Source organism: Streptomyces flavovariabilis, assembly GCF_000725785.1.
GTDB lineage: Bacteria > Actinomycetota > Actinomycetes > Streptomycetales > Streptomycetaceae > Streptomyces > Streptomyces hawaiiensis.
The window spans coordinates 447,692-471,021 of sequence record NZ_JNXD01000006.1 but is presented as its reverse complement, the minus strand read 5'-3'; the positions used below and the strand labels follow the sequence as shown (position 1 = coordinate 471,021).

General features: G+C 72.0%; 22 protein-coding genes. 14 read left to right on the top strand and 8 right to left on the bottom strand.

What is annotated here, in order from left to right; all coding sequences use genetic code 11:
- Positions 1 to 269 precede the first annotated feature (269 nt).
- Positions 270 to 719 (top strand): hypothetical protein, encoded by a 450-nt coding sequence (locus IO24_RS0114300; RefSeq protein ID WP_031135660.1) that lies wholly within the window; start codon positions 270 to 272, stop codon positions 717 to 719.
- Between the two features lie 239 nt (positions 720 to 958).
- Positions 959 to 1,792 carry a PIG-L family deacetylase gene (locus IO24_RS0114295; protein WP_031135658.1) on the top strand — a complete coding sequence of 278 codons (834 nt, stop codon included), beginning with the start codon at positions 959 to 961 and terminating at the stop codon, positions 1,790 to 1,792.
- Positions 1,793 to 1,825: 33 nt separating this feature from the next.
- Here the strand turns inward: IO24_RS0114295 and IO24_RS0114290 are convergent, their stop codons facing one another.
- The gene (locus IO24_RS0114290) at positions 1,826 to 3,214 is read right to left on the bottom strand and encodes a glycoside hydrolase family 43 protein (RefSeq protein WP_031135657.1); all 1,389 of its coding nucleotides are present in this window, start codon (positions 3,212 to 3,214) and stop codon (positions 1,826 to 1,828) included.
- 238 nt (positions 3,215 to 3,452) lie between these two features.
- On the opposite strand from IO24_RS0114290, the gene IO24_RS0114285 reads away from it, so the two are divergent.
- Positions 3,453 to 4,880 carry an amidase gene (locus tag IO24_RS0114285; protein ID WP_031135655.1) on the top strand — a complete coding sequence of 476 codons (1,428 nt, stop codon included), beginning with the start codon at positions 3,453 to 3,455 and terminating at the stop codon, positions 4,878 to 4,880.
- Positions 4,881 to 4,981: 101 nt separating this feature from the next.
- Positions 4,982 to 5,428, top strand: a complete 447-nt coding sequence (locus IO24_RS0114280; RefSeq protein WP_031135653.1) for a type II toxin-antitoxin system PemK/MazF family toxin — start codon at positions 4,982 to 4,984, stop codon at positions 5,426 to 5,428.
- Here IO24_RS0114280 and IO24_RS0114275 read toward each other — a convergent pair.
- A complete protein-coding gene (locus IO24_RS0114275) occupies positions 5,391 to 6,236 on the bottom strand; it encodes a TIGR02452 family protein (RefSeq protein WP_031135651.1) in 846 nt (281 codons plus the stop codon). The genes IO24_RS0114280 and IO24_RS0114275 overlap by 38 nt on opposite strands.
- A 291-nt stretch (positions 6,237 to 6,527) precedes the next feature.
- On the opposite strand from IO24_RS0114275, the gene egtA reads away from it, so the two are divergent.
- The 5 genes from egtA (at position 6,528) to IO24_RS0114250 (ending at position 11,245) form a co-directional block, all read left to right on the top strand.
- The gene (gene egtA / locus IO24_RS0114270; RefSeq protein WP_031135648.1) at positions 6,528 to 7,829 is read left to right on the top strand and encodes an ergothioneine biosynthesis glutamate--cysteine ligase EgtA; all 1,302 of its coding nucleotides are present in this window, start codon (positions 6,528 to 6,530) and stop codon (positions 7,827 to 7,829) included.
- Positions 7,826 to 9,163 (top strand): ergothioneine biosynthesis protein EgtB, encoded by a 1,338-nt coding sequence (egtB, locus tag IO24_RS0114265; protein WP_031135646.1) that lies wholly within the window; start codon positions 7,826 to 7,828, stop codon positions 9,161 to 9,163. Before egtA ends, egtB begins: the two co-directional genes overlap by 4 nt.
- The gene (gene egtC / locus IO24_RS0114260) at positions 9,163 to 9,954 is read left to right on the top strand and encodes an ergothioneine biosynthesis protein EgtC (protein WP_031135644.1); all 792 of its coding nucleotides are present in this window, start codon (positions 9,163 to 9,165) and stop codon (positions 9,952 to 9,954) included. Before egtB ends, egtC begins: the two co-directional genes overlap by 1 nt.
- Entirely contained in the window at positions 9,951 to 10,913 is a 963-nt protein-coding gene (gene egtD, locus IO24_RS0114255; protein WP_031135643.1) for an L-histidine N(alpha)-methyltransferase, read from the top strand. Before egtC ends, egtD begins: the two co-directional genes overlap by 4 nt.
- Before the next feature lie 116 nt (positions 10,914 to 11,029).
- Positions 11,030 to 11,245, top strand: a complete 216-nt coding sequence (locus IO24_RS0114250; RefSeq protein WP_031135641.1) for a dodecin — start codon at positions 11,030 to 11,032, stop codon at positions 11,243 to 11,245.
- A gap of 37 nt (positions 11,246 to 11,282) precedes the next feature.
- On the opposite strand, the gene IO24_RS0114245 is transcribed toward IO24_RS0114250, so the two are convergent.
- Entirely contained in the window at positions 11,283 to 11,777 is a 495-nt protein-coding gene (locus IO24_RS0114245; RefSeq protein ID WP_031135638.1) for a phosphatase domain-containing protein, read from the bottom strand.
- Between the two features lie 337 nt (positions 11,778 to 12,114).
- Here IO24_RS0114245 and IO24_RS0114240 point away from each other — a divergent pair, with 337 nt between their 5' ends.
- The 3 genes from IO24_RS0114240 (at position 12,115) to rpmF (ending at position 14,425) form a co-directional block, all read left to right on the top strand.
- Positions 12,115 to 12,561 carry a DUF485 domain-containing protein gene (locus IO24_RS0114240; protein WP_031135636.1) on the top strand — a complete coding sequence of 149 codons (447 nt, stop codon included), beginning with the start codon at positions 12,115 to 12,117 and terminating at the stop codon, positions 12,559 to 12,561.
- Entirely contained in the window at positions 12,555 to 14,150 is a 1,596-nt protein-coding gene (locus tag IO24_RS0114235; protein WP_031135633.1) for a sodium/solute symporter, read from the top strand. The genes IO24_RS0114240 and IO24_RS0114235 overlap by 7 nt, the downstream gene beginning before the upstream one ends.
- A 104-nt stretch (positions 14,151 to 14,254) precedes the next feature.
- Positions 14,255 to 14,425, top strand: coding sequence for a 50S ribosomal protein L32 (rpmF, locus tag IO24_RS0114230; protein ID WP_031135631.1), 171 nt, complete (start codon positions 14,255 to 14,257; stop codon positions 14,423 to 14,425).
- Here the strand turns inward: rpmF and IO24_RS0114225 are convergent.
- The gene (locus tag IO24_RS0114225) at positions 14,408 to 15,118 is read right to left on the bottom strand and encodes a nucleotidyltransferase domain-containing protein (RefSeq protein ID WP_031135630.1); all 711 of its coding nucleotides are present in this window, start codon (positions 15,116 to 15,118) and stop codon (positions 14,408 to 14,410) included. The two genes, rpmF and IO24_RS0114225, sit on opposite strands and share 18 nt — an antisense overlap.
- Before the next feature lie 128 nt (positions 15,119 to 15,246).
- Between IO24_RS0114225 and IO24_RS0114220 the strand changes: the two genes are divergently transcribed.
- Both IO24_RS0114220 and IO24_RS0114215 read left to right on the top strand, forming a co-directional pair.
- A complete protein-coding gene (locus tag IO24_RS0114220; RefSeq protein ID WP_031135628.1) occupies positions 15,247 to 16,233 on the top strand; it encodes an LLM class flavin-dependent oxidoreductase in 987 nt (328 codons plus the stop codon).
- Between the two features lie 11 nt (positions 16,234 to 16,244).
- Positions 16,245 to 18,590 (top strand): ATP-binding cassette domain-containing protein, encoded by a 2,346-nt coding sequence (locus IO24_RS0114215; RefSeq protein ID WP_031135626.1) that lies wholly within the window; start codon positions 16,245 to 16,247, stop codon positions 18,588 to 18,590.
- Positions 18,591 to 18,935: 345 nt separating this feature from the next.
- Here the strand turns inward: IO24_RS0114215 and IO24_RS0114210 are convergent, their stop codons facing one another.
- The 4 genes from IO24_RS0114210 to IO24_RS0114195 all read right to left on the bottom strand — a co-directional run bounded on the left by IO24_RS0114210 (position 18,936) and on the right by IO24_RS0114195 (position 23,330).
- Positions 18,936 to 19,751, bottom strand: a complete 816-nt coding sequence (locus IO24_RS0114210; protein WP_031135624.1) for a lysophospholipid acyltransferase family protein — start codon at positions 19,749 to 19,751, stop codon at positions 18,936 to 18,938.
- Positions 19,751 to 20,518, bottom strand: a complete 768-nt coding sequence (locus IO24_RS0114205) for a GNAT family N-acetyltransferase (protein WP_031135622.1) — start codon at positions 20,516 to 20,518, stop codon at positions 19,751 to 19,753. The genes IO24_RS0114210 and IO24_RS0114205 overlap by 1 nt, the downstream gene beginning before the upstream one ends.
- A 116-nt stretch (positions 20,519 to 20,634) precedes the next feature.
- Positions 20,635 to 21,384, bottom strand: coding sequence for a succinate dehydrogenase/fumarate reductase iron-sulfur subunit (locus tag IO24_RS0114200; RefSeq protein ID WP_031135620.1), 750 nt, complete (start codon positions 21,382 to 21,384; stop codon positions 20,635 to 20,637).
- Positions 21,381 to 23,330, bottom strand: coding sequence for a fumarate reductase/succinate dehydrogenase flavoprotein subunit (locus IO24_RS0114195; protein ID WP_031135619.1), 1,950 nt, complete (start codon positions 23,328 to 23,330; stop codon positions 21,381 to 21,383). The genes IO24_RS0114200 and IO24_RS0114195 overlap by 4 nt, the downstream gene beginning before the upstream one ends.

Here is a 23,330-nt window from a genome sequence, read left to right as displayed (position 1 = left end):
AACGCTAACGAGACTTTGAAAGGGCGGTGTGCAGTCTGTGTGACACCCCTGCACAGATCCTCTGGATCTCGCGTGTGCCATACGTGACTCGCGAGTAAAAGGGTCGAGGACTGGGAACGCTCGGCCACCCTCGGTCACGGGACGGGGCCTCCGCCCGCAGCCGTCCTCAACTCCCCTGATTTTCCTGCGAACTGACGCACAACCCTTTGGACACCCCGAGGGTCACACCATGCAGGAGCAACCACCTCGAAGAGTTGCAAGGGGGAAATATGCGATTCACCCGTTCCGTCCTGGCCGCGTCCGCCGTGGCGGCACTGTCCGTGGGGACCATGACCGCCCTGGCGTCGCCGGCCTCGGCCGCGCCCAACACCACCCCGCAGAAGGTCTGCGGAAGTGGCTACAAGACGGTCAACTCGGCGACCGTCGGCTCGCTGGGGACCGTCTATCTGACCTACAACGCCTCCAACGGCCAGAACTGCGTCGCGACCATCCGCAACAACCCGGGCAAGGCCGTGAACATGTCCGCCTGGATCTACGTCCCGGACACCGAGGAGAGCCACTACGACGAGGGCCTCTTCTCGTCGTACGCCGGACCGACGTACGTCTACGGCAAGGGCCACTGCGTGGACTGGGGCGGCAGCATCGCCAACACGTATGTGCAGGTGTACGGCTCCAACTGCGGTTCCCTGAAGGAACATCGGGTCACCTTCACGCGCTGACCCCCCTCCGGCCGGGCCCCACGGGCAACCGTGGTGGCCCGGCTTCGCCGTGTGCCGGCCCTGCGCCCAGGCCGTCACAGCACCCAGAATGCAGGTCGCGCCTGCACCTCGTTCGCGTGGAAACGCCGACACCTGGAAGCCGAGCGGCCCCGCCGGGAACAGCCGGTCCGGCCGGAACGGTTGCATCGACCGGGGGACCGGCGCCGCACGGGTCCATATTTCTGCAGGAGGACTGTTTCATGACTGACCGACCCTTGACACTCATGGCCGTACACGCCCACCCTGACGACGAGGCCACCGGAACCGGAGGAGTCCTCGCGCGGTACGCGGCGGAGGGCATCCGCACGGTTCTCGTGACGTGTACCGACGGCGGTTGCGGTGACGGGCCGGGGGGTGTCAAGCCGGGCGATCCCGGGCACGATCCGGCGGCGGTCGCCCTGATGCGCCGTCAGGAACTCGAAGCGAGCTGTGACGTCCTGAAGGTCAGCGATCTGGAGATGCTGGACTATGCCGACTCCGGGATGACGGGCTGGCCGAGCAACGACGCCCCCGGATCCTTCTGGCAGACCCCCGTGCAGGAAGGTGCGGCCCGACTCGCGGACCTCATGCGGCACTACCGGCCCGATGTGGTCGTCACCTACGACGAGAACGGCTTCTACGGCCACCCCGACCACATCCAGGCCCACCGCATCACGATGGCGGCGCTGGAGATGACCGCGCTGACACCGAAGGTGTACTGGACGACGATGCCCCGCTCGATGATGCGGCGGTTCGGCGAGATCATGCGCGAGTTTCATGAGGACATGCCGGAGCCGGATCCTGCCGAAGCCGCCGCGATGGCCGAGATCGGCCTCCCCGACGATGAGATCACCACATGGGTGGACACCACCGCGTTCAGTGGTCAGAAGTTCGACGCGTTGGCCGCGCACGCCAGTCAGGGCGAGAACATCTTCTTCCTCAAGATGGGCAAGGAGAGGTTCGGCGAGCTGATGGGCATGGAGACCTTCGTACGGGTCCAGGACGCCACCGGCGCGGCCGTACCCGAGAACGATCTTTTCGCCGGACTGCGCTGATCCGCGGTCCGCACGGCGGACATGGGGTGCGGGTCACGCCCAGGCAGCCACCGGCACGAACGAACTGTCCTGCCGGAACAGGTCCGTTCCGTCGGAGCGCTCCACGCGGAGCTGGTAGCCATAGTGGCGCAGGTAGCGGCCCGGGTAGTTGTACGACTCGAAGCGGGCGGAGCCCGAGGCCGCGCCGGCCCGGAGGATGAACGTGGCGTCCCTGGCGAAGGTGCTCGTGCCGTCGTTCGGATCGAAGCGGGCGCGGAAGTCCCAGTGGCGCAGGTAGTTGCCGGCCGCGTCGCGGAAGGAGCAGCCGCTGCCGTCGGCCAGACCGGCGACGGCCGTGAAGGTGGCGGCCTGCTTCTCGGCGGTGGTGCTGGAGCCGCTGACCACGGGCAGGTTGAGGAGTCCGGACTGCTGCTGCCAGTAGCGGGTCGAGTAGTTGGCCGACCGGAAGGAACGGGTGACGTTCCGTGCCAGGCTGGGGCCGCCCGGGACCGTCTCCTTGACCACCGTGAAGTGCCGTGCCGTGCCGGAGATCCCGGGCAGCGCGGCCGGTGCCGTCCAGGTGGCGAAGGTGTCGTAGCTGTCGGAGTAGTAGTAGTTCCCGTCGCCGTAGCCGTCGAAGAAGATCCGCCAGCCGCCGTTGTCGAGCCGCACCAGGGCCGGGCCCTCGCGGTAGCTGCCCCAGCCCGCCCAGTCGCCGGTCCGGCGGATCGTGTACGGGCCGGTGAGGTTCGAGGCGGTGGCGTACTCGATGTACTTCGTCGTCTCGTTCTTGGGGAAGGCGTGGTACGTCGAGCCGATCTTCACGATGAACGTGTCGATGTGGTTGGCACCGATGCCCGAGAGCGCGACAGGTGAACTCCACGCCGTGAGCGCCGAGTTCGTGGCCCTCAGCAGGTACGGCGTGAAGATCCACTCGTCGTTCGCGGTGGAGCAGGACACGATGATGCCGACGCTGCCGTCGCCGTCGACGAACCACTCGGGCGCCCAGGCGCGGGAGAGGTTCGCGACGGGGACGGTGTAGTCGTACAGGAACGTCCAGTTGACGCGGTCGGAGCTGCGGGCGAAGCCGATGGTCCTGCTGGTGTCCTGCCAGGTGTGCGTGGTGTAGGTGACGTAGTAGTAGCCGTCGGTGTGTCTGATGACGCTCGCGTCGCGGATCCGGTTCGCGGGTGGCGTGTACGCGGAGGAGCGCAGCAGCCGGAAGTCGGTGGCGTCGTCCGACTGGTAGACGTTGACCGTGCCGTCGTCGCTGTTGAGGAACGGCACGATGGTGTAGCGGGTGGCCGAGCCGTTCGGGGGTGCGGCGGCCAGGGCGCTGCCGAGCAGCCCGGGGGTTTCGCCGAGCAGGACCGCCGAGGCGGGCAGGGCGGCCAGGGCGCGCAGCAGTGTGCGGCGGGACGGGGCGGCGGGGTGTGGGGTCACGGGCGGCTCTCCCTAGGACACCGGGTTCGATATTCCGAACAAGGTTCGGAAATTCGATCAGAAGTGGGGGCACAGAACGTAGGGGCGAGGCGGAGGGCCGTCAATGGTTTGAACAGGGGCCGATGCGCCCAGTGAGGAAGATGTGGCCGGCGGTGGACTTCCACTCCCGTCGTCGGCGTTCCGTCACCGGCCGCCGGACGTTACCGTTCGGTAGACAGCCGCTTCCGGAGGTGTCCGTATGACGCTCGACCGTTCCGAAAGCCTGGCGGAGGCCGCCCGTGCGCTGGCCGCCGGGGAGGTGACGTCGCGAGCGCTGGTCGAGCGGACGCTGGCGCGGATCGAGGCGACGCAGGGGAACCTCAACGCATTCCGGATCGTCCGGGCCGAGGCCGCGCTCGCGGAGGCCGATGCCGCGGACCGGGAACTGGCGTCGGCAGCCGCGCCGAGGCCGCTGCTCGGCGTCCCCGTCGCCGTGAAGGACGACATGGACGTGGCCGGTGAACCGACCGCGTTCGGCTGCTGCGGGGAGTTCCCGCCGGTCGCCGAGGACGGCGAGGCGGTGCGGCGGCTGCGCGCGGCCGGGGCCGTGATCATCGGCAAGACCAACACCTGCGAGTTCGGGCAGTGGCCCTTCACCGAGGGTCCCGCCTTCGGCGCGACCCGCAATCCGTGGAGTGCGGAGCACACGCCCGGCGGTTCCTCGGGCGGCTCGGCAGCCGCGGTCGCCGCGGGCCTGGTGCCGGCCGCGCTCGGCTCGGACGGTGCCGGCTCGGTGCGGATCCCGGCCGCGTGGACGCACCTGGTCGGCATCAAGCCGCAGCGCGGACGCATCTCCACCTGGCCGCGCGGCGAGTCCTTCCAGGGCATCACCGTCAACGGCACCCTGGCCCGCACGGTCGCCGACGCGGCCCTGCTGCTGGACGCGGCGAGCGGCAACCACGCGCAGGACCCGCACCGGCCCCCGGCCCTCGACGTGTCCCGGGCCGTGGGCCGCGACCCCGGGCGGCTGCGCATCGCGCTCTCCCTCAAACCGCCCTTCACGGCGGTGCCCGCCCGGCTCCTGCCCGAGGTGCGCACCCGGGTGGTCGAACTGGCCGAACGGCTGGCCGCGTCGGGGCACTTCGTCGAGGAGGCCGACCCGCCCTACGGGCAGATCGGGCTGACCTTCGTGCCGCGGGCCACGGCCGGGATCGCCGAGCGCGTGGGCGAGGCGCCCTTCCCGGCGCTGCTGGACCGGCGCACCCGGGACGCGGCCCGGCTGGGCCGGCTGCTCGGCGGTGCCCCGCTGCGGGCGGCCCGGCGTGCGGAGACCGTGCTGCACCGGCGCATCGGCGGGTTCTTCACCTCCTACGACGTCGTGCTGGCGCCCACAACGGCCGCTCCCCCGCCCCGGATCGGCGCCCTGCTCGAACTGAGCGGATTCGCCACCGACCGGGCGATGATCGCCGCCTGCCCGTACGCCTGGCCGTGGAACGTACTGGGCTGGCCGGGGGTCAACGTGCCCGCGGGTTTCACGCCGGACGGCCTGCCGGTCGGCGCGCAGTTGCTGGGCCCGGCGAACAGCGAGCCCCTGCTCGTGCAGGTGGCCGCCCAGTTGGAGGCCGAGCTGCGCTGGGCCGAGAAGTGGCCGTCCCTGCCGGCCACGGCACGTTCCGCTGCCGCCTGAGCGAGCAGGGTGGCCGAGTACCTGCCCCCGGGGGCCGCCTACATGGCGGCCGCGGGTGACCCGGGCGGCGTGCTCACGGGGGCAGCCTCTAGGGTGCCCCCGTGAGCACGTTTGCCGACGAGAACGTCCCCGGCCGTCACGGCCCCTCCGCCACCGTCCAGGCCGACCCGCGCGCGGTGGGCCGGGTGCGGACGGAGTACTCCCCCGCGCACGACGGCGACCCGGACCCCGGGGAGATCGTCTGGACCTGGGTGCCCTACGAGGAGAACGACGGCCGCGGCAAGGACCGCCCGGTGCTGGTGGTCGCCCGCGAGCCGGGCGGCACCTTCCTGGCGGTGCAGTTGTCCAGCAAGCGGCACGACGGCGACCGGGAGTGGGTGCCCATCGGCAGCGGGCCGTGGGACCGGACGGGCCGGGACTCGTGGGTCGACGTGGACCGGGTGCTGCGGCTGCACGAGGACGGTATGCGCCGGGAGGCGTGCGCCCTCGATCGGATGCGCTTCAACCTGGTCAGGCGCCGCCTGCAGGAGTGCTACGGCTGGAGCTGAGGGTCCTCTCGAAGGCGCCTCTCACCGCACGGTCCCGTGTCCGGTCCAGGATCCCGAACACCACGTGTTCGAAGGCCTCCGCGAACCGGCCACCGGGCCACAGCAGCGCCCGGAACGCCTCCGCCACCTGCGCGGGGTCGTTGCGGAACACTCCGCAGCCCCAGGCGCCCAGGACGAGCCGACGGTAGCCGTGGGCGGCGGCCGTCTCCAGGACGCGTTCGGCCCGGACCGCGAGGGCCCGCGGCAGACCGGGGGCCCGTTCGGGCGCCGTGCGGAGCACCACGCCCGCGTTGGGCGCGGGCGAGGTCAGGAAGCCGGCGGTGTACGGCTGGTTCAGCAGGCCGCCCCGGTCGTCGCGGAAGACGGGCACGGCCGGTGAGTGGATGACACGGTCCGTGTAGAACGGGTCGCGGTGGGCCCGGTGGTGGTCGTAGAAAGCCCTGGCCTCGAGGAGGCAGGTGTACAGCGCGGAGGCCCGGCACAGGGCCTCTTCCTGGGCCTGGGCGCCGTTCAGATAGCCGCCCCCGGGATTGCGGGCCGAGGCGAAGTTCAGCAGGGCCACGTGCCCGCCCAGCCGGCGGGCGGCCGCCAGGCTGCTCTCTCCCGTGACCTCGACCAGCGTCTCCCGCGCCCCGGTCACCCGATCGGCGGACACCGGCACCGGCTCCGGTCCGTACAGACGCGTGCCCTCGCGCGCCGCACGCAGCTCCGCGGTGATCGACACCTCGCGCCCGTCCGGCGCGCGGTAGGCCCCGGCCGCGACGATCTGCTCGGTCTGCTGTGCGATACCGCGCAGGCGCGCGCTCACGGCGCCACCCCCGTGCGCGCCGTGACCGCGTGCCGCGCGGCTCTTCTTGTCGTGCTCACGCAGGCATCGTGGGTGATGCCCGATCTCCGGTGCAACACAGTTTTCGCCATCGGAGAACGCCCGGGAAAGTCCTTGGAAACACCGGGCCGGACCGTATGACCGCCCGGAAACGCCCCGGTTCGCCCCCTTGTGCCGAGCGACACGAGCGTCTTGGGTGGGACGGGTGCTCTCGGTCCGGGCCGCCGAAGGGCCCGAACCAATGGCATGGTGGAATCTCAGGAGGATCCCGACATGTCCGAATCGGTAAGTGGCTGTACCCGGCCACGCACCTCACTGTCCGAAGCCGAGGTCGAGGCACTCGTCCGCGGCATCTGCTTCAAGACCGGCCCGCCACGCCGCCTCGGTGTCGAGGTGGAATGGCTCGTCCACGAGCTGCGCGCACCGCAGCTCCCCGTCACACCCGAACGACTCGAAGCGGCTTACGCCGCACTGCGGCCCCTGCCTCTGGGGTCGGCGCTCACCGTGGAACCCGGCGGCCAGCTGGAGCTGAGCTCGCCCCCCGCCGCCTCGCTGACGGAAGCCATCGGTACCGTCTCCGCCGACCTCGACGCCGTCCGCGCGGTACTGCGCCAGGACGGCCTCGCCCTCGTCGGCCTCGGCCATGATCCCTGGCACGAGCCCCGCCGGTTCCTGCGTGAACCGCGCTACGACGCCATGGAGGCGTGCCTGGACCGCACGGGCCCCGCCGGCCGCGCCATGATGTGCACCTCCGCCTCCGTGCAGGTGTGCCTGGACGCCGGCCACGAGGAGCCCGGGCCGCAGGGCCTGGTGCGGCGCTGGTGGCTGGCCCACCATCTGGGCGCGGTCCTGGTGGCCGCCTTCGCCAACTCCCCGCTCGCCGGGCACCGTCCGACCGGCTGGCTGTCCACCCGGCAGCTGACGTGGACCAGGATCGGCGCCGGCCGGGCGGGCGGACCGCGGCTGGACACCGACCCGCGCAGCGCCTGGGCCCGGCACGTGCTGGACTCCCCCGTGATGTGCGTACGGCGGGACACCGGGCCCTGGGACGTCCCCGAGGGGCTCACCTTCCGGGACTGGATCCGCACGGGCGCGCCCCGGCCGCCCACCCGGGAGGATCTCGACTACCACGTCACGACGTTGTTCCCGCCGGTCAGGCCGCGCGGCCATCTCGAACTGCGCATGATCGACGCGCAGCCCGGCGACGACGGCTGGATCGTGCCGCTCGCCGTGACGGCGGCGCTGTTCGACGACCCGCAGGCCACCGAGACCGCCTACCGGGCCGTGAAGCCGCTGGCCGAGCGGACGCTGGGGCTGCCCGCCCCGCACAACCCGCTGTGGCTCGACGCGGCCCGCGGCGGACTGGCCGACGCGGAACTGCGCGAGGTGGCCGTCACGTGCTTCACGACCGCACTGGAGGCCCTGCCCCGGCTAGGCGCCGCCCCCGAGGTCATCGAGGCCGTCACGGACCATCTGGACCGCTATGTCGTCCTGGGCCGCTGCCCCGCCGACGACCTGCTCGACCGACAGCGCGGCACGGACGGTCGCGCCCACGGGAAGGACTTCCGCCCATGACCGACACCGATCCCGCTGCCGACGCCGGGACCGTCGACCCCGAGGTGCTCCGTGAGCGGGCGGTCGCCTCACTCGTCGTCGCCCGCGAACGCACCACGCTGCTGACGAGCTGCGTGGAGGATCCCGACCTGACCGCGCAGCACTCGCCACTGATGTCGCCGCTGGTGTGGGACCTCGCGCACATCGGCAACCAGGAGGAGCAGTGGCTGCTGCGGGCCGTCGCCGGGCACGAGGCGATACGCCCCGAGATCGACGGCCTCTACGACGCCTTCGAGCACCCGAGGGCCGAGCGGCCGAAGCTGCCCCTGCTGTCGCCCGCCGAGGCGCGCACCTACGCGGCCGACGTCCGCGGAAGGGCACTGGACGTGCTGGAGCGGCACGCGTTTCACGGGACGCGGCTGACGGAGGCCGGGTTCGCCTTCGGGATGATCGCGCAGCACGAACAGCAGCACGACGAGACGATGCTGATCACCCATCAGCTGCGCAGGGGGCCGCAGGCACTGACCGCCCCGGACCCCGAGCCGGCGCCGCTGTTCACCGGCCCGTCCGACGTCCTCGTCCCGGGCGGTCCGTTCACGGTGGGCACCTCCGGCGAACCGTGGGCGCTGGACAACGAACGCCCCGCGCACCGGCGCGAGGTGGCGCCCTTCCACATCGACACGACCCCGGTGACGAACGGCGCCTACCAGGCGTTCATCGAGGACGGCGGCTACGACAACCCGCGGTGGTGGACGGCCGACGGCTGGGCGCACATCCGCAAGCACGGCATCGACGCCCCGCTGTACTGGCGGCGCGACGGACAGCAGTTCCTCAGGCGCCGTTTCGGCGTCACCGAGGTCGTCCCGCCCGACGAGCCGGTGCTGCACGTGTGCTGGTACGAGGCCGACGCCTACGCCCGCTGGGCGGGACGCCGGCTCCCGACCGAGGCGGAGTGGGAGAAGGCGGCCCGGCACGACCCGGCCGGTGACCGCTCCATGCGCTACCCGTGGGGCGACGCCGACCCGGGGCCCGAGCACGCCAACCTCGGCCAGCGGCACCTGCGTCCGGCGCCCGCCGGGAGTTACCCGGCCGGCGAGTCGCCGCTGGGCGTACGGCAGCTGATCGGCGACGTGTGGGAGTGGACGGCCAGCGACTTCCTGCCGTACCCGGGGTTCAAGGCGTTCCCGTACAAGGAGTACTCGGAGGTCTTCTTCGGGCCCGAGCACAAGGTGCTGCGCGGCGGTTCGTTCGCGGTGGACGCGGTGGCCTGCCGGGGCACCTTCCGGAACTGGGACTACCCGATCCGGCGGCAGATCTTCTCCGGGTTCCGCACCGCCCGGTCGGAGAACGTCTGATGTGCCGTCATGTGGCGTACGTGGGGCCGCAGGAGTCGCTGGGCCGGCTCCTCGTGGAGCCCGCGCACGGGCTGTACCGGCAGTCGTGGGCGCCCCGGCACCAGCGGTACGGGACGGTCAACGCCGACGGTTTCGGCGTCGGCTGGTACGCCGGGGGTGACCCGGTGCCGGCCCGCTACCGCCGGGCCGGGCCGATCTGGGCGGACCTGTCGTTCGCCGATCTCGCCCGGGTCGTACGGTCCACCGCGCTGCTCGCCGCGGTGCGGGACGCGACCCTGTCGGGCGCGGACGCGGAGGCCGCGGCGGCGCCGTTCGCCGCGGGGACCTGGCTGTTCAGCCACAACGGGGCGGTCAAAGGCTGGCCCGGCTCGCTGGCCGCGGTGTCCCGCACCCTGCCCCCCGAGGACCTGCTGTCCCTGGAGGCCCGCAACGACTCGGCGCTCGTCTGGGCGCTGGTGCTGGCGCGGCTGCGCGGCGGCGACGAGGAAGGCCAGGCGATGGCCGACACCGTCCTGGAAGTCGCCGCCGCGGCCCCGGACTCACGGCTCAACCTCCTGCTCACCGACGGGGACACCATCACCGCGACCGCCTGGGGCGACACCCTCTGGTATCTCACCCCGCCCGGCGGCGGCACCGTCGTGGCCTCCGAGCCCTACGACGACGATCCGCACTGGCAGGAGGTGCCCGACCGCACCCTGCTCGCGGCGAGCCGCACCGACGTGCTGCTCACGCCGCTGAAGGAGCCGACCGAGGCCTCCGCGCCCGCACCCGTGAAGGAGCCCCGTACGTGAGCCCGTTCCACCTCACCCGCACCCTGCCCGAGGACGCCACGGGCGCCGCGCTGCGCGCCGACGTCCAGCGGGGCCTGTCCGGCCGCCCCAAGACCCTCCCGCCGAAGTGGTTCTACGACGCGCACGGCAGCGACCTGTTCGAGAGGATCACGGAACTGCCGGAGTACTACCCCACACGCGCCGAGCGGGACATCCTCCTCGCGCGCTCCGGGGACATCGCCGCGGCGACCCGGGCCCGCACCCTGGTCGAGCTCGGCTCCGGCTCCTCGGAGAAGACGCGGCATCTGATCGACGCCCTCACGCAGCTGCACACCTACGTCCCGGTCGACGTCAGCGAGAGCGCCCTCAGGCAGGCCGGTCAGGCGCTCGCCGCCGAGCGGCCGGGGCTCGACGTGCACGCGCTGATCGCCGACTTCACCGCGGAGCTGACCCTGCCGGACACGCCGGGGCCCCGCCTGGTGGCGTTCCTGGGCGGCACCATCGGCAACCTGCTGCCCGCCGAGCGCGCCGCGTTCCTGGCGTCCGTACGCGCCCTGCTCGCCCCGGGCGACGCCCTGCTGCTGGGCACGGACCTGGTCAAGGACGAGGAGGTGCTGGTGCGGGCGTACGACGACGGGGCCGGGGTGACGGCCGCGTTCAACAAGAACGTCCTGACCGTGATCAACCGTGAGCTGGGCGCCGACTTCGAGCCCGCCGCGTTCGACCATGTGGCGGTGTGGGACGCCGGGCACGAGTGGATCGAGATGCGGCTGCGCTCCCGTACGGCGCAGACGGTGAAGGTTCCGGCGCTCGACCTCGCCGTCCACTTCGCGGCGGGCGAGGAGATGCGGACCGAGGTGTCGGCGAAGTTCCGGCAGGAGGGCGTGCGCGCCGAACTGTCCGCTGCCGGCCTGGAACTGGCCCACTGGTGGACGGACGGGGCGGGCCGGTTCGCACTGTCGCTGAGTGTGGCGCGCTGACACCGGTGAGCCCCGGGGCGGCGGCGACGGCGGGGGACGACGTCTCGCGCTTCGCCGCCGCTTGGGGCACGGTGGAGGGAGCGTGACACTCCCGTCACTGGAAGAGGAGCAGCGGCATGTCGAACCACACCTACCGGGTCACGGAGATCGTCGGCACCTCACCGGACGGCGTCGACCAGGCCATCCGCAACGGCGTCGACCGGGCCTCGCAGACGCTGCGCAATCTGGACTGGTTCGAGGTGACGCAGGTGCGCGGCCAGCTCGAGGACGGGCAGATCGCGCACTGGCAGGTGGGCCTGAAGGTGGGCTTCCGGCTGGACGAGTCCGAGTAGGCAGGCGCGGGCTCCGGCTCTCCGCCGCCAGGCGCTCTCAGGTCCGTCCCTCCCGCTCCTGCGCCGATTTCATCTCGGCGGACCGGGTCACCCAGTCGGCCCGTACGACGGTGAAGCCCGCACGCCGGGCGTCCGCGCAGACCAGTTCGTCGTCGTCCACGAGGACGCGGATCTCGCGGGTGCGGGCGAGGCGTCGCAGGATCTCCAGCTTGGTGAACCGGGCGGGCCGCCGGTCGGCGTCCCGCCGCATGTGCACGCGCCCTTCGGGCAGCCCCTGGGCGGCGAGCCAGTCCAGTGTGTCGCGCCGGCAGCGCTCGGGCCGCCCGGTCAGGTAGACGATCTCGCACTCCCGCGCGCTCTCCCGGACCAGCGCGATTCCCTCCGGGACCGGCGGGTCCTGCGGCGCCGCCGAGAAGAACCCGTCCCAGTCCTTGGGCCTGCGCTCCAGGAACTTCTGCCGGTGCGTGGTGTCGGCGAGGGTGTTGTCCAGGTCGAACACGGCCAGCGGGGCCTTGCTGCGGTCGTCACTCACGCCGCCCACCCTAAGCGCATTTGAGACAGCCCGCGTGAACAAGCCATGCACACGGGTCAATTCACGCGCACAGTTGATGCCTCAAGCACAGCACTGACATACTCCGCTCTCAGCCTCGCCATCACCCGCGGCCGAGGCTGGTCGGGGATCTCCACACAGAACCCCGAGGCCGTCCGCGTGCATCCGGAAAAGCGAGTTCTCCGGATACACGAGCCCCCACAGAGCCCGCACCCCCCACCGCGCGTCCGGCATCCCTCCCCCCTGCCCGGAAACCGGACGCGTCCACTGACCCGACGGGGTCGAGTGCGGGGCACGATGCAGCGAAGAAGGTGCGCCTGTGCCCGAATATTCACCGCAGCGGGATGACACTCCCGCATTCCCGCTTCCGCACATCGAACGTACTCCGCCGTCTCGTATATCCGACCATCCCGAATTCCACTCTCTGCGTCGCGCGCAGCGCCGGTTCGGCGTCCGCGCGACGATCCTGTCCGTCGGTGGATTCCTGCTGTATGTGCTGCTGTCGAGTTTTGTGCCCGCGGTGATGAACCAGCCGCTGTTCGGCCGCCTCACGGTCGGACTCGTCCTCGGTCTCGGGCAGTTCGTCGTCATGGGCGTGACCGCGTGGTGCTATGTCCGGCACATGCGCACCCGGGTCGATCCGCTCGCCCGCGGCCTCAGGTCCCGGCTGCACGAGACCGAGAGCCGACGCGCCCGTTCGGCGGTGCCTCCACAGGGGGCGGGGCAGCCGCTTCAGCACGGGACGAGGGGGTTCCGCACGTGGTGACCGCCGCCGCCATCGACGACAGCAGTCTGCAGCTGACGTTCGTCCTGTTCCTGACCGTGGTCGTGATCACCCTGTTCACGGCGCTGCTGACGGCTCCTCAGCGCGACGAGATCAGCGAGTTCTACCTCGGCAACCGTGCCATGTCGCCGCTGCGCAACGGTCTCGCCATGTGCGGCGACTACCTGTCCGCCGCCACCCTGCTGGGCAGCACCGGGCTGGTCGCCCTGACCGGGTACGACGGGCTGATGTACCTCGGCGGCACCACGGTCGCCTGGATGATGGTGCTGCTGCTGATCGCCGAACCCCTGCACCGCACGGGCAAGTTCACGCTCGGCGACACGGTGGCGCTGCGCCTGCCCCGGCAGCAGCGGCCGGTACGGGTCGCGCTGGCGGTCTGCATCCTGGCCATCGCCACGCTCTACCTGGTGGCCCAACTCGTCGGCAGTGTGGCCCTGCTGACCCAGTTCACGGGCGTGCCGAGCGGCACCACCCGCACCCTGTGCGTGGTCGTGATCGGCGTCTTCGTGATCCTGTACGCCTCCCTCGGGGGCATGCCCGGCGCGACGGTCATCCAGATCATCAAGGCCGTGATGCTGGTGGTGGGTGTGCTGTTCACCGCGGGATGGGTGCTCCACCACTTCGACTGGAACCCCAACGCGCTGCTGGAGAGGGCCTCCGAGCGCAGCGGTTCGGGCCTGAGCTTCCTCGAACCGGGGCTGCGTTACGGCGGCACCGTCAGCAACAAGCTGGACTTCCTCAGCCTGGAACTGGCCATCGTGCTCGGCCTCGCCGCCCTCCCGCACGTGCTGATGCGGCTGCTCACCCCGCGCAACAGCGGCGTCCTGCGCTCCTCCGTGCTGTGGGCCGTCGGCCTGGTCGGTGCGGTCTGCTTCGGGGCCGGCATCATGGGCCTCGGTGCCACCGCGCTGCTCGGCCGGGACGCCATCGAGAGCACGGACCGCACCGGAAACGCCTCCGTCCTGCTGCTCGCCCACGAGCTGGGCGGCAGTGTCCTCACCGCGCTGCTGACCTGCCTCGCGTATCTGACGCTGCTCGCCGTGGCGGTCGGCCTCACCCTGGCCGCGGCGTCCTCCCTCGCGCACGACCTGTACAGCGAGGTGATCCGCAAGGGCCGGGCCAGCGAGACGGAGGAGCTGACCGTCGCCCGGCTGTCCGGGGCGGTGATCGGGGTCCTCGGCATCCTGCTGGCCCTCGTCGCCTGGGGGGCGAACACCGCGACGCTCGCCTTCCTGGCCTTCGCCATCGCGGCGTCCGCGATCCTGCCGACGATCATCTACACCCTCTTCTGGCGGCGTTTCAGCGCGAAGGGCGCCCTGCTCAGCCTCTACGGCGGTCTGCTCTGCTCCGTCCTGCTGGCCACTTTCTCCCCCGTGGTCTCCTCGGCCCCGGGCTCGTTCTACCCCGAGGCCGACTTCGCCTGGTTCCCGCTGCAGAACCCCGGCATCGTCTCCATCCCCGTGGGCTTCCTCCTGGGCTGGCTCGGCACGGTGCTGGACAAGAGCCCGGGTGAAGAGGCCGCCGCGCACGAGGAGTTCGAGGTGCGGATGCTCGTGGGCGCGGACGACTGACACGCCCCTCCGGGGCCGCGGTGGCCGGGCACCGGGACGCACATTGTTAATGGGATCCATTTTCATGTAGCGTCTCCGGTGCCTGCCCACCGAGGAGGAGTCCCATGGCTGTCCCCAAGCGGAAGATGTCCCGCAGCAACACCCGTCACCGCCGCGCCCAGTGGAAAGCGAGCACCCCGACGCTGGTCCCCGTCACCGTCGACGGCGTGCGTCGCCTCGTCCCGCAGAACCTGGTCAGGGCCTATGAGCGCGGCCTGCTACGCCCCGACGGCTGAGCAGGCCGCCTCCGTGTAGAAGTGCGCCCTGACCCGGCGCAGCCAGGCCTCCACCGGCGCCTCGTCGGGCTCGTCCGGCAGCGCCGTGGGGCCCGCGTCGAAGGCGGCCTCGTAGTGCCTGAGCAGGGGCAGGGCGGCCGACGGGTCGGCGGCGACGTGCTCGCCGAAGGCGTGGTACTCGTCCGGGTTCTCGACACGGATCGCCAGCCGCCCGGTGGTGTACAGCTCCAGGCCCTGGCCGCACAGCCGTTTGAGGTGCCGGGCGTGCTTCGCGGTGCGCTTGCGGGTGTCGGAGGAGAACGACCCGTCGCCGCGCGCCTCCAGCCGCCGGAACTGCTGGGTGGCGTACCCGAGATAGGCGTCCCGGACGCGCCGGGCGCTCAGGAACGCCGTACGGATGCCGATGAGCTCGTCGCCGAGCGGGGTGCGCACCTCGTACAGGTCGTCCGGGAGCCACACCAGCTCCATCGCGGTCGGATTGCCGCCGAGGGCCAGCCGGCACCACTTGGCCGCCTCGTGCAGGGTGCGGTCCGGCGCCGTGCTGACGTGTGACTCCTTCGGCCGGCGCAGACCGTGCAGCTCTCCGGTCGGTACGGCGAACAGGCCGAGGCGGTCGATGTCCGAACCCGGGCGGGCGAGGCCATAGGCGGTCGATCCGACGATGCCGGAGAGCAGGACGTTGGGGACGGTCATGGTCGGCCGCCTTTCGCTACGGGATACGGAACAGTGTCCTCACGTGCCAGGACGCGGTCACCCGGTTTTCCGGGTGGTCCCCGGGCGGCGCCGGAATACCGGCGGCCCCGCCCGGCGTAGAACCTGGTATGGAACCCGTGCGCCTGTCCGTCCTCGACCGCTCCCGCACCCGCGAGGGGCACACCCACCCCGAGGCGCTGCGCGACACCGTGCGTATGGCACGGGAACTGGAGCGGCTCGGCTACCACCGGCTCTGGGTCTCGGAACACCACGGCGTGCCCGGGGTCGCCGGTTCCGCGCCGACCGTGCTGGCCGCCGCCGTCGCGGGCGCGACCCGGACGATCCGGGTCGGCACCGGCGGGGTGATGCTGCCCAACCACCGGCCGCTGGTCGTGGCCGAGCAGTTCGGGGTGCTGGAATCGCTGTTCCCCGGGCGGATCGACATGGGTCTCGGCCGGTCTGTCGGTTTCACGGACGGCGTGCGCAGGGCCCTGGGCCGCGACAAGGGCGACGCCGAGGACTTCGAGGCCCAGCTCGGCGAGCTGCTCGGCTGGTTCCGGGGCAGCTCCCCCACCGGGGTGCACGCCCGCCCCGCCGAGGGCCTGAGCGTGCCGCCGTTCGTCCTGGCCATGGGCGAGGGTGCCGGCATCGCGGCCCGCGCCGGGCTGCCCATGGTCATCGGCGACCTCAGGAACCGGGACAGGATGCGGCGCGGCATCGACCACTACCGCGACCGTTTCCGCCCCTCCCCCTGGGCCGCGGAACCCTACGTCGTCATCTCGGGCACGATCGCCGTGGCCGACACCCCCGACGAGGCGAGGCGGCTGCTGATTCCCGAGGCCTGGTCCATGGCGTACTCGCGTACGCACGGCACCTTCCCGCCGCTGCCACCCGCCGGGCGCGTGGAGACTCTCACGATGACCGGCAAGGAGCGCGGCTTCTACGAGTCCGGCCTGACCGGCCACATCGCCGGGACCGAGGAGCAGGTGGCGCACGAGCTGGAGACGGTGCTGAAGGAGACGGGCGCGCAGGAGGTACTGGTCACGACCAGCACGTACGACCGTGAGGCCCTGCTGGACTCCTACCGGCGGCTCGCCGCGATCACCTCCGGTTAGAGTCGTTTCCCATGCACGACCGCGACTCCCATGACCCGTTCGTCCGTGTCCGTGGCGCCCGCGAGCATAACCTCCAGGGCATCGACGTCGACATCCCCCGGGACGTGCTGGCCGTGTTCACCGGCGTGTCCGGCTCGGGAAAGTCGTCGCTGGCGTTCGGCACGATCTACGCGGAGGCGCAGCGGCGCTACTTCGAGTCGGTCGCGCCGTACGCACGCCGGCTGATCCACCAGGTCGGCGCCCCGAAGGTCGGGGAGATCACCGGACTGCCCCCGGCCGTCTCACTCCAGCAGCGCCGCGCGGCGCCCACCTCCCGCTCCTCCGTCGGCACCGTCACCAACCTCTCCAACTCCCTGCGGATGCTGTTCTCCCGGGCCGGCACCTACCCGCCCGGCGCCGAGCGGCTCGACTCCGACGCGTTCTCGCCCAACACGGCGGTGGGGGCCTGCCCGGAGTGCCACGGGCTCGGGCAGGTGCACCGTACGAGCGAGGAGCTGCTGGTCCCCGACCCGTCGCTGTCGATCCGCGACGGGGCGATCGCCGCGTGGCCGGGTGCCTGGCAGGGCAAGAACCTGCGGGACATTCTCGACGCCCTCGGCCACGACGTGGACCGGCCGTGGCGGGAACTGCCCGCCGACGAGCGGGAGTGGATCCTGTTCACGGACGAGCAACCGGTGGTCACGGTGCACCCCGTGCGGGACGCCGACCGGATCCAACGGCCGTACCAGGGCACCTACATGAGCGCCCACCGGTACGTGATGAAGACGTTCTCGGACTCCAAGAGCCCGGCCCTGCGGGCGAAGGCCGAGCGGTTCCTCACCAGCGCGCCCTGCCCGGCGTGCGGCGGCAGCCGGCTGCGCCCCGAAGCCCTGGCGGTGACGTTCGGCGGCCGGACCATCGCCGACCTGGCGGCACTGCCGCTGGCGGAGCTGGCCACCGGTCTCGACGCGACCTCGGAGGCCGCCCGGGTCCTCACCGACGACCTGCGGTCCCGTATCGCGCCGGTCGTCGAGCTGGGTCTCGGCTACCTCAGTCTCAACCGGCCCACACCCACGCTCTCCGCGGGCGAACTGCAACGCCTGCGGCTGGCCACCCAACTGCGCTCCGGCCTGTTCGGGGTCGTCTACGTCCTCGACGAGCCGTCGGCGGGACTGCATCCGGCGGACATCGAGGCGCTGCTCACGGTGCTGGAGCGGCTGAAGGCGTCCGGGAACTCGGTGTTCGTGGTGGAGCACCACCTCGACGTCGTGCGGGGGGCCGACTGGCTGGTCGACGTGGGCCCGGACGCGGGCGAGCACGGCGGGCGGGTGCTGCACAGCGGTCCGGTGGCCGAGCTGGCCGGTGTCGAGGAGTCGGCGACGGCCCGCTACCTGTTCGACCACTGCCCCGCCCTGGCCCGGGACGTGCGCGAGGCGACCGGGTGGCTCAAGACCGGCCCGGTCTCGCGGCACAACCTCCGCGGCGTGACGGCGGAGTTCCCGCTCGGCGTGTTCACCGCGGTGACCGGGGTGTCCGGCTCCGGCAAGTCCACGCTCATCGGCGAGATCACGGAGGACTCGGCGGGGGTCGGCCGGCTGGTCTCGGTCGACCAGAAGCCGATCGGCCGCACCCCGCGCTCGAACCTCGCCACCTACACGGGCCTCTTCGACGTCGTACGCAAGGTGTTCGCGGCCACCGACGGGGCCCGCGAACGCGGTTTCGGCGTCGGGCGGTTCTCCTTCAATGTGGCGGGAGGGCGCTGCGAGACCTGCCAGGGCGAGGGGTTCGTCAGTGTGGAGCTGCTGTTCCTGCCGAGCACGTACGCGCCCTGCCCGGACTGCGGCGGGGCCCGCTACAACCCTCGGACACTGGAGGTGACGTACCGCGGGCGGAACATCGCGCAGGTGCTGGATCTGACGGTGGAGGCCGCGGCGGAGTTCTTCGCCGACATCCCGGTTGTGGCCCGCAGCCTCGGCACTCTGCTCGACGTGGGTCTGGGCTACCTCCGCCTAGGCCAGCCCGCCACCGAGCTCTCCGGCGGCGAGGCCCAGCGCATCAAGCTGGCGAGCGAACTGCAGCGCGGCCGGCGCGGCCACACCCTCTACCTCCTCGACGAACCCACGACCGGCCTCCACCCGGCCGACGTGGACGTCCTGATGCGCCAGCTGCACGGCCTCGTCGACGCCGGGCACACCGTGATCGTCGTCGAGCACGACATGTCCGTCGTCGCGCGCGCGGACTGGGTGATCGACCTCGGCCCGGGCGGCGGCGACGCGGGCGGCCGGATCGTGGCGGTGGGGCCGCCCGCGGACGTCGCGCGCTCGGCGCAGGGCCGGACTGCGCCGTATCTGGCGCGCACGCTGTCCGGGGGCCGTTGAGGCAAGTCCCTGCGGGCAGGGACGTCCGGGTTCATGCGCCGGGCCTGCGCTCGGCGAGCCGGCGGCTGCCACTCGTGTGCGATCCCGGGCGGCCGCAGCCCGCCTGCCCCGCGCGCGGCGGCATCCCGTACGACGGCCGGGCCGCCCTCCTGCCGCACACCGGGCCCCTCCGAGACGTGGCGCGCAGCGGGCCCCGCCCCTCGGGCGGGACGGGACGCCACGCCTGCGCCCGGCCGGAGCAGGTCCTGATGACCGGGCCGCGCCTGCGGCCGTACGGCCGATGTCCCCGCCCGACGCAGCCACCGGGCAGGACGGGACGGCCGTGCCGCCCGGTCGGCGCACGTCCTACGCCACGAGCACCGTGTGCGTCCACGACGGCGCCGTCGTCTCCGGCGGCTGGGAGGCGCGGGCGAGAGCCCGGCGGTCGGGGCTGCCGCCCGGCGGTACGGGGCCCCGTACCTCGACCTCCGCGATCAGGCCGCGGGCCGTCGCCACCCGCCACAGGGAGGCGAGCAGCGTGTCCTCGCCGACATACGCGGGGGCCGTGGTGGCCGTGCCGTCGCTGAGCCGGTAGCCGATCCGCACCGGCTGGACCGGCACCCCGGCGTCCAGGGCGGCCTGGAAGACGGCCCTGCGGAAGGTGCCCTGGGCCCGGCCGCACCAGGTGCTGCCCTCGGGGAAGGCCGCGACCGCGGCGCCCTCGCGCAGGGCCCCGGCGATCCGGGCGACCGTGTCCGGGAGGGCCCGCAGCCGGTCCCGGTCGATGAAGAGGGTTCCGCCGCGCGCGGCCAGCGCCCCGGCGACGGGCCAGCTCCGCACCTCGGTCTTGGCCAGCATCCTGGCGGGGCGTACGGCGGCGAGCAGCGGGATGTCCAGCCAGGAGATGTGGTTGGCGACCAGCAGCAGTCCGCCGGTGGGGGCGGCGGCGCCGGTGATGCGGACCCGGACGCCGGCGGCCCGCACGATCCACCGGCACCACCGCCGGACCAGCGACGCCGGTATCCGGGCGCCGAAGGGCGTGAGCGCCATCCCCGTGAGAAGGAGCAGGAGGACCGCGGTCAGCCGCAGCACGGCGCGCGGCACGGCCCGCGCCCGCACGGCCGCCGGCGCCTCGACACAGGTCTGCGGCGTGCAGGGCGCGGTGGGCAGCCAGGCGCTCATCAGGCCGGTACGAGGGAGAGGAAGTGGCGCAGGTAGCGGGCGTTGACGCGGCTCATCGGCAGCAGCACGTACAGGTCGGCGACACCGAAGTCCGGGTCGTGGGCCGGTTCGCCGCACACCCAGGCACCCAGGCGGAGATAGCCGCGCAGCAGGGCGGGCAGTTCGACGCGGGCGGCGGGCGCGGGGCCCGGCGTCCACGGCAGCAGCGGCCGCACCCGGAACCCCTCCGGCGAGAGGTGCTTGTCGCGCACCCGGTCCCAGGTGGCGGACGCGAGGGTGCCGCCGTCGGCGAGCGGGACGGAGCAGCAGCCGGCGAGCCACTCGTGGCCGCGGTCGACCATGTAGCGGGCGATGCCGGCCCAGATGAGGCTGATGACCGCCCCGTCGCGGTGGCCGGGGTGCACACAGGAGCGGCCGACCTCGACGAGCTGCGGCCGGATCCCGTCGAGCGCGGTCAGATCGAACTCGCCCTCGGAGTACAGCCGCCCGGCGATCGCCGCGCGTTCCGGCGGCAGCAGCCGGTAGGTGCCGACGACCTGGCCGGTCGTCTCCTCCCGGACGAGCAGGTGGTCGCAGTGCGCGTCGAAGGGGTCGACGTCGAGGCCTGGCTGCGGGCCGGCCAGCAGGGCGCCCATCTCTCCGGCGAAGACGTCGTGGCGCAGCCGCTGGGCGGCGCGTACGTCCTCCTCGGTCCGGGCGAGGGCGACGGTGTAGCGGGTGGGGGCCGTGGGCTGCGCGGGGCGGTCGACGGTCAGTACGCCGGTCATGGCTCTCTCCTGGTCACGGGCCGGGGGCGGCGAGCGGTGCCACCGCTCCCTGTTGTCCCCGTGCCGGCCGACGCCCGAGTGACGTGTGCCGGGAGAGAGGATGTGCGGCTGTTGAACTACCGCCTGGCGGCCTTCCGCGCGGCCCGCAGCCACTCCTTGTTCATGCTCGTGATGGACATCAGCGGAATGCCCTTCGGGCAGGCGGTGGCGCACTCCCCGGCGAGCGTGCACCCGCCGAACCCCTCCTCGTCCATCTGCTCCACCATGTCCAGCACCCGCGTCTCCCGCTCGGGAGCCCCCTGCGGCAGCACGTTCAGATGGTTGATCTTCGCCGACGTGAACAGCATCGCCGCCCCGTTGGGACAGGCCGCCACACACGCCCCGCACCCGATGCACTCGGCGTGCTCGAAGGCGAAGTCGGCATCCGGCTTCGGCACCGGCGTGGCGTGCGCCTCGGGAGCCGCCCCCGTCGGCGCGGTGATGTACCCGCCGGCCTGGATGATCCGGTCGAAGGCCGACCGGTCCACCACGAGATCCTTGATCACCGGAAACGCCGATGCCCGCCACGGCTCCACGTCGATCGTGTCGCCGTCCTTGAACGACCGCATGTGCAGCTGACAGGTCGTCGTCCGCTCGGGCCCGTGCGCGTCGCCGTTGATGACGAGCGAACACGCCCCGCAGATGCCCTCACGGCAGTCGTGGTCGAAGGCGACGGGGTCCTCGCCCTTGACGATGAGTTCCTCGTTGAGCGTGTCGAGCATCTCCAGGAAGGACATGTCGGGAGAGATCCCGTCCACCTCGTACGTGGACATCGTGCCGTCGGCGTCGGCGTTGCGCTGCCGCCAGACGCGCAGGGTGAGCTTCATGCGTAGCTCCGCTGGGTGGGGTGGACGTACTCGAAGACGAGGTCTTCCTTGTGCAGGACGGGAGCCTCGCCGGTGCCGGTGAACTCCCAGGCGGCCGCGTACCCGAACTCCGCGTCCCTGCGGGCGGCCTCGCCGTCGGGTGTCTGGGACTCCTCGCGGAAGTGGCCGCCGCAGGACTCCTCGCGGTGCAGCGCGTCGAGGCACATCAGCTCGGCGAGCTCCAGGTAGTCGACGACGCGGTTGGCCTTCTCCAGCGACTGGTTGAACTCCTCGCCGGTGCCGGGCACCTTGATGCGGCGCCAGAACTCCTCGCGGATCTGCGGGATGCGTTCCAGCGCCTTGCGCAGGCCGGAGTCGGTGCGGGCCATGCCGCAGAACTCCCACATGAGTTCGCCGACCTCGCGGTGGAAGGAGTCGGGGGTGCGGTCGCCGTCGACGGACAGCAGCAGGTTGAGCCGGTCCTGGGTGTCGGCCAGCACCTCCTGGACGACGGGGTGTCCGTCGGTCACCGCGTCGTCGTGGGGGTTGCGGGCCAGGTAGTCGTTGATGGTCGCGGGGAGGACGAAGTAGCCGTCCGCGAGTCCCTGCATCAGCGCGGAGGCGCCGAGGCGGTTGGCGCCGTGGTCGGAGAAGTTGGCCTCGCCGATCGCGAACAGCCCGGGGACGGTGGTCTGGAGGTCGTAGTCGACCCACAGTCCGCCCATCGTGTAGTGCACGGCGGGGTAGATCCGCATCGGCACCTGGTACGGATCCTCGTCGGTGATCCGCTGGTACATGTCGAAGAGGTTGCCGTACTTGGCCTCGACGGCGCCCCGGCCCATGCGCGCGATGGCGTCGGCGAAGTCGAGGTAGACGCCCTGCCCGCCCGGCCCCACTCCCCTGCCCTCGTCGCACACGTTCTTCGCGGCACGGGAGGCGATGTCACGAGGCACGAGATTGCCGAAGGACGGATAGATGCGCTCCAGGTAGTAGTCGCGCTCGTCCTCGGGGATGTCGTTCGGGGGCCGCTGGTCGCCCTTCGCCCTGGGCACCCAGATGCGCCCGTCGTTGCGCAGCGACTCGCTCATCAGTGTCAGCTTGGACTGGTGGTCGCCGGTGCGCGGGATGCAGGTGGGGTGGATCTGGGTGAAGCAGGGATTGGCGAAGTGCGCTCCGCGCCGGTGGGCCCGCCAGATGGCGGTGGCGTTGGAGTTCATGGCGTTCGTCGACAGGTAGAAGACGTTGCCGTAGCCGCCGGAGGCGAGCACCACGGCGTCCGCGAAGTACGTGTCGATCTTCCCGGTGACCAGGTCCCGGGCCACGATCCCGCGCGCCCGCCCGTCGACGACGATCAGGTCGAGCATCTCGGTACGCGGGTGCATCTCGATGTTCCCGGCCGCGATCTGCCGGCTGAGGGCCTGGTAGGCGCCGAGGAGGAGCTGCTGGCCCGTCTGGCCGCGGGCGTAGAACGTGCGCGACACCTGCACGCCGCCGAACGACCGGGTGTCGAGCAGCCCGCCGTACTCCCGGGCGAAGGGCACACCCTGGGCCACGCACTGGTCGATGATCTCGACGGAGATCTGCGCGAGCCGGTGGACGTTGGACTCGCGGGCCCGGAAGTCGCCGCCCTTGACGGTGTCGTAGAACAGCCGGTGGATAGAGTCGCCGTCGTTGCGGTAGTTCTTTGCGGCGTTGATGCCGCCCTGCGCGGCGATGGAGTGGGCGCGGCGCGGGGAGTCCTGGTAGCAGAACTGGACGACGTGGTAGCCCTGTTCGGCGAGGGTGGCCCCGGCGGAGCCGCCGGCGAGGCCGGTGCCGACGACGATCACGGTGTGCTTGCGCCGGTTGGCGGGGTTGACCAGCTTGGCCTCGAAGCGGCGCTTGTCCCAGCGCTCGTTGATCGGCCCGGTGGGGGCCTTGGTGTCGACGACCGGCTCACCGGTCGCGTAGTCGGCGTAGTTAGTCAT